Source organism: Novipirellula sp., assembly GCF_041583735.1.
Classification (GTDB): Bacteria; Planctomycetota; Planctomycetia; order Pirellulales; family Pirellulaceae; genus Novipirellula.
The window spans coordinates 1-5,785 of record NZ_JBFHFD010000561.1; the positions used below are offsets into that span (position 1 = coordinate 1).

At 56.1% G+C, this 5,785-nt stretch carries 6 protein-coding genes and 1 pseudogene; 1 reads left to right on the forward strand and 6 read right to left on the reverse strand.

The features are described from left to right. From ABX962_RS28275 to ABX962_RS28300, 6 genes and pseudogenes are all read right to left on the reverse strand, one after another. Positions 1-813 (reverse strand): annotated as a pseudogene (locus tag ABX962_RS28275) (hypothetical protein); the annotation flags it as partial. Positions 814-982: 169 nt separating this feature from the next. Next, positions 983-1,294, reverse strand: a complete 312-nt coding sequence (locus ABX962_RS28280) for a hypothetical protein (RefSeq protein ID WP_372724483.1) — start codon at positions 1,292-1,294, stop codon at positions 983-985. Further along, a complete protein-coding gene (locus ABX962_RS28285; protein WP_339937540.1) occupies positions 1,269-1,841 on the reverse strand; it encodes a sigma-70 family RNA polymerase sigma factor in 573 nt (190 codons plus the stop codon). The genes ABX962_RS28280 and ABX962_RS28285 overlap by 26 nt, the downstream gene beginning before the upstream one ends. A gap of 359 nt (positions 1,842-2,200) precedes the next feature. Next, complete coding sequence (locus ABX962_RS28290; RefSeq protein WP_339937542.1) at positions 2,201-3,289, reverse strand: protein arginine kinase; 1,089 nt, start codon at positions 3,287-3,289, stop codon at positions 2,201-2,203. After that, complete coding sequence (locus ABX962_RS28295; RefSeq protein ID WP_339937543.1) at positions 3,286-3,843, reverse strand: UvrB/UvrC motif-containing protein; 558 nt, start codon at positions 3,841-3,843, stop codon at positions 3,286-3,288. Before ABX962_RS28295 ends, ABX962_RS28290 begins: the two co-directional genes overlap by 4 nt. Before the next feature lie 10 nt (positions 3,844-3,853). Further along, positions 3,854-4,036: a hypothetical protein gene (locus ABX962_RS28300; RefSeq protein ID WP_372724485.1), complete on the reverse strand. Its 183-nt coding sequence runs from the start codon at positions 4,034-4,036 to the stop codon at positions 3,854-3,856. Positions 4,037-4,077: 41 nt separating this feature from the next. On the opposite strand from ABX962_RS28300, the gene trpE reads away from it, so the two are divergent. Beyond that, a complete protein-coding gene (gene trpE / locus ABX962_RS28305; RefSeq protein WP_372724487.1) occupies positions 4,078-5,598 on the forward strand; it encodes an anthranilate synthase component I in 1,521 nt (506 codons plus the stop codon). Positions 5,599-5,785: the final 187 nt, after the last annotated feature.

Here is a 5,785-nt window from a genome sequence, read left to right on the forward strand (position 1 = left end):
ACGGATTTGATCCTCACGCTCCGTTTTGACGCCCGTTGAAAAACCGACCCAGCGAACTTGATGGATGCCATCCTGTTCGCTCAGCGACAGCAGCGGCTGAGCGGCGTCGTCCGCTTGCGGATCGACCCACAACTGAATCTGGCTAAATGCGTTGCGTTTACCGGGTTTCTGTTTGGCGATCCTAGCGATGACATGATACGTCTTACCGGGCACCATTTCCATGCGGCTCCAAGCGGTTTGCTTCGCACCGAAACGCACCATGAACACATTCTTTCCGCGACTTTTCCCCCGGTCCGCCATATGGATGCCTATATTGGGGATCCCTGTGCTATGGACCGCCTGATCGCTGCCTTGGGTACGGTCGAGCCAAAGCACAAAGAATTCGGGGTCGCTGGCAACCGTGGTCTCGGATGGTTCGTACAGAAATCGAAAGCCGACGAACAATTCATCTTCGGCGAAGGTTTGGCTCAGCTCGCGACGCAACGGATTATTTCGATCGTTCGTTCCGCCAATCATCACGTTGGGTGGCGATGCATCGGAGGGGAGCATGCGATCGCCAGAGTCGGCAAATCTTGGCGGCCGCAACTGTGACAACTGCCATGGGCTCGCAAATCCGGAATGCGGATCGTCGGCGAGCTGGCGACCGAAATCATGTTGCGGAAAAAAACGGTCCGCCGCCAACCTTGTTTCTTCCGCGTTTCCATCGGAGCCGCCAATCGTCAGTCCAAGCAATCCGGTGGCAAGCAGCGGCCCCAGACATCTTGGCATTGCCCATGGCGATCGCAAACTCGCAAGAATTCGATAGTAACGCATGATCGAGTTGCCTCGGAGGGACGTTGCTGGCAGGTGGGAAACCGTAGCGGCGAGCGGAATGGCAACGGCGATCGCGCATCGTCAAACCACCCACCAAGGGTACCAGTTTACCGTGTAGCGCGGTGCCTTGCCGCATCCGAATCTCGCCGATCAGGATTCCAATCGTTCCTCATCCGGCGCTGAAGAAGCGAGTCGACGAACCGCCCGGGCCGATCTTGACGTTGACGCGTTTTGCACAGCGAGGGCAATGCCCGACGTAGGCGGTGCACTCGGAATTCTGGTAAATCCGGCCGTAGATTTGGCAGCAAAGAAACGTAATCCCCAGAAAGGGGCGAAATCGATAGCCGGAGGCTTCCTTTTGCGACGAATCGCCTGGACGCCTTAAATCACCGGGGTCGCTAGAGGCGTCAAACTGGGGTGTCGACATCGGATGGCGAAGAAGTGAAGGAAAGAAATCACTCAGAACTAGACTCTTCGGCACGGTGCAAGACTTCCAACGCGAGCTTTAATTGGTGCCTCGCTCGACTCAGCCGACTTCGCACCGTCCCGATCGAGATCTCGAGGATCTCGGCAATCGTTTCATAGGACCGCTCCTCCATCTCTCGCAAGACCAGAATCGAGCGATGCTCGTCGGTCAATCGCTCCATGGCGGTGCGGACCATCGCGACGCGTTCCCGCTGTAGCATCGGTTCATCGACTCCGCTGGATTGATCGACGACTTCGAGCCCATTTTTCTCGCGAAATTGGTCCAACGAGATGCGAGCTCGCTTTTTTCGCCGACGCGAAAGCGCGCTATTGAAAGCAATCCGGTACAGCCAGGTAAAAAATTGGCTGTTTCGCTGAAACGTATCAAGCTTCACAAAAGCCCGAATAAACGCTTCTTGGACCACTTCCTCGGCTTCGTCGGGCGAACCGGTGACCTGCAGCATCGACGCGAACAAGCGATCCTGGTTGACCTCTACCAACCGGGTAAACGCAGCACGATCGCCCTGGAGTGCTCGGTCAATCAGTTCAGGCTCTTCGCCCACGCCGCCAACTTTCGTGAAAATCGAGGTTTACTCTGCACCGCTTTCCTCCTGCTGCTCTGCAGAGCTAAACGCAAGGACGAAGGGACTATCAGCACCCTAGTTTATCATCCTGAACCAAAAGAATATGCCAAACCGTGCGATTTCCTCAGCAAGAAGGAATCGAGTGCCCGCGTAACCCCTCTTCATCAAGCCCTTGCAGCGGGTCAAAGGAGCTTCGGAGCTAGTCGATCCCCAAAATCAGAACGGGACAAGCCCCCCATTTCGACCGTCTTTGACATCGGTGGCAAAGCCTCGGTGGGGAAAAGGTCCTGCGCTGCCTTGCAGGCCCACGTTTTGATCGCGGAGCGATCAACGACTTTCTAATTCAGCTCGCCTTCGCCTTGGTGGCCGGTCAAATGGCGTTGCAAGTAAGTCGCACGCTGGACGTTCCGGTCGGAGGATCCGAGCACACGGCCGTGCAATTTCTGCAAATGTGCTGGCTGGGTATGGATGAACAACTTGTTGATCGTGGCGACTTCGACATCGCTGATCAAGCCAAGATTCACTCCCATCCGCACCTTGGAAAGGTAGTGCATCGTCTCTTCGCTGCTGATCTTTTTCGCCGTGCTGAGGATCCCCATCGCTCGGCTGACATCGTCATGCAGGTCTTGTTGGTTTTGTTCGATCAAAAAGGCGCGTGCTTTTCGTTCGTATTGGATGATCTGAGGCACGACCTCGTCCCCGACCAGCGCCAACAGCGACTTTTCGCTGTGACCGAGCGTGACTTGGTTGCTGACCTGATAAAAATCGCCCGAATATTGCGATCCTTCGCCGTACAGTCCGCGGACGGTGACGTTGATCCGCTGCATGCTGCGAAAGACTTTTTCGATTTGCCGCGTGATCACCAGGGCGGGCAAATGCAGCATCACACTGACGCGAAGCCCCGTCCCCACATTGGTGGGACAAGCGGTCAAATAACCGTATTTCTGGTGAAACGCGTACAGAATCGAGCCCTCGAGCTTGTCATCCAAGGCGTCAATTCGGGCCCAGGCGGCTTGCAGATCCAATCCGCTTTGCATCACTTGGATTCGCAGATGATCCTCTTCGTTGATCATCACGCTGTACTGTTCGCCTGGATCGACGGCGACGGCTCGCGAACCATCCGCATCAGCGATCTCGCGGCTGATCAATTGACGTTCGACCAGGAATTGACGATCGACCTCCGAAAGCTCTTCGATATCGATATAGCGAATGTCTTTCCAGTCCTCCATCGCCTCCATCCGGGCGCGCACGGTCCGTTCGATGCTGTCACGATCTTCATCACTACAGCGGCGAATGAAGGGAAAGTCGGCGAGATTTCGAGCCAAGCGAATTCGGCTGCTGATCACGATATCGGATTCCGGCCCGGTACCGCGAAGCCACTCTCCGGAACTTTTCGCAAGGTTAGTAAAGTCCGTTTCTTGATTCACGACTGATTCTCACCTTCACTCGAACTTGCATCGTCGTCATCCGACGCGGGGATGCTCAGTTCGCGTTCCATTCGTTTTAGTTCGTCTCGGATTTCGGAAGCACGCTCGTAATCTTCGAGCTCGACCGCCTCTTCCATCTCACGCCGCAGCTGGATCATTTCGGCTTGCGAATCGGCCGAGGCAGCCAGTCGCCGAGGCCGCTTGCCGACGTGCTCGACCGCGTCGTGGATATTCCTCAGCAGGGGGACCAAGTCCGACTCAAAAAAGCTGTAATCGTAGGGACATCCAAGCCGCCCGGTGTTACGGAACTCGAAAAAACTGATGCCACACACCGGACACTCTTTTTGGTCCAATTCGGCCAATTCTTTTTTGGATTGTCCTAGCTGCAGCTGCTTTGCAAGCGCGTTGGTGACCGAGGCCACGGGACTGTCGGATTCTTTTTGCAAAAAGCCGCGAGCGTGTTCCTCACAAAGATGCATAATTTTGGGACCCGAAGGTTCCGTCAACTCGGTGATATGGAACGTGGCGGGCTTTTCGCAATACTGGCATTTCATCGTGTCATTCCTAGCTGCCGTGACTGCCGCTAAAGTGTGTGTTTTCCCAAGTATTGGACGCCAAAGGGATTCTATCGCCGCCCCCATCGGTGTCAACGTAACGACTTTGACGCGTTCGTGTGGCGACGAGAACCTGTTTGCCGTTTCCTTTGTCATAGACTGCCGCAAAGCCGACCGCCGCGTCAAAGCCCAATCTACTAGAGCCCGATTCCTCTGAAGAGCCCGTCGACCTCGATGTTAACCCCCGAACCTGCCGACTTCGACCAACTCTCGATTCACCATGACTTTGTTCCGGTGTATCGGCGTTTACTCAGCGACTCGTTAACCCCAGTGACCGCGTTTCGGCTTTTGGATGACGGTGGTCCCGCTTGTCTGTTTGAAAGTGTGATCGGCGGCGAGAAGGTCGGCCGCTACAGTTTTCTGGCCGCCGACCCGATCAAGCGATTCGTCGCACGCGGCAACCAAGTCACGATTTCGGATCTTGGCGGGAACGCAGAGACAGGTGGCGGCAAAACCGAGGAACTCGAGTCGGCCGACCCGCTGGAAACCTTTCGCTCGCACGTGAAATACCGAGTCGCCGACGTCGCGGGGCTGCCCCCATTCGTGGGCGGGGCGATCGGGTACGCCGGCTACGATGTCGTCCGCTACGTCGAAAATCTTCCCAATTCGCCGCTGGATGACCGGCAACTGCCGGATCTTGATTTTGCCTTCTACCACACGTTGTGCGTGTTTGATCACGTCGACAAGACGATCACGGTCGTCTCGCTGGCCGATTGCCGCGACGTCCGCGATGCCACAGAATCGCAACAAGCATTCGGCAAGGCATCCCAACAGATCGATAAGACGATTGCCAAGCTTTCGCAACCGACCGCGCATATGCCCGAAGAATTCACAACCGAAAAACCTTCGCCACCGCTGAATATCGAGTCCAACTTTACCCGCGAATCGTTCCGCAAAGCGGTGCTGGAATGCGTCGAATACATTCGTGCAGGCGATATTTTCCAGGTCGTCCCGAGCCAGCGGCTCAGCGTCAAAACGGACGTTGATCCGTTCGAGATTTATCGCTCACTGCGAGTGGTCAATCCCAGCCCGTTCATGTTCTTTGTCCGTACGCCGGATTGCATGCTGGTCGGGTGTTCGCCCGAGATTATGTGCCGCGTCGCGGACAATATCGTCACCGTTCGCCCGTTGGCGGGAACTCGACCTCGCGGCAAAACAGAGAAAGAGGACAAGGCTCTCGAAAAAGAACTGCTCGCCGACCCCAAAGAGATTGCCGAGCATGTGATGCTGGTCGACCTGGGACGCAACGATGTCGGCCGCGTGGCCCAGTTTGGCACGGTGGAATTGACCGAAGTGATGGTGGTCGAGCGTTATTCGCACGTGATGCACATCAGCAGCGAAGTGCAGGGTAAGCTGCGTGAAGGGCTTGATGCCTTTGACGCATTGAAGGCCTGTTTACCCGCGGGCACGGTTTCCGGTGCACCCAAAGTTCGCGCGATGGAAGTGATTGATTCGATCGAACCTCACCGCCGCGGCCCCTACGGCGGTGCGGTCGGTTACGTCGATTACCGAGGCAACATGGATACCTGTATCGCACTGCGGACCATGGTCGCCAAAGACGGCGTCGTCTACGTGCAAGCGGGATGCGGCGTGGTCGCCGACAGCGATCCCGATTCGGAATACGACGAAACGATGAACAAGGCACGAGCCTTGATCTCGGCAATCGAAACCACCGTGGCGCGTGTCTCTTCGTAACTGAGGTTTTCTGCCACCTCTCCACCAACTTCGGAGACGGCTGATTTAGTTAGCCGTTTTGGCCAACGCTGTGAAGCATTTTCTCGTAGCTACCTTCGCCAGAAGGTGGTGATTCGCGTTTGGCCAACAACCATCCACGCTCTGGCGAGTCCTCATTCCGCTTCGCGGCACCCTAAATAATGAAAAC

Excerpts from the sequence above, each read along its gene's own strand:
- ABX962_RS28295 (WP_339937543.1), bottom strand. The coding sequence starts at position 3,843 with ATGAAATGCCAGTATTGCGAAAAGCCCGCCACGTTCCATATCACCGAG.
- trpE (WP_372724487.1), top strand. The coding sequence starts at position 4,078 with ATGTTAACCCCCGAACCTGCCGACTTCGACCAACTCTCGATTCACCAT.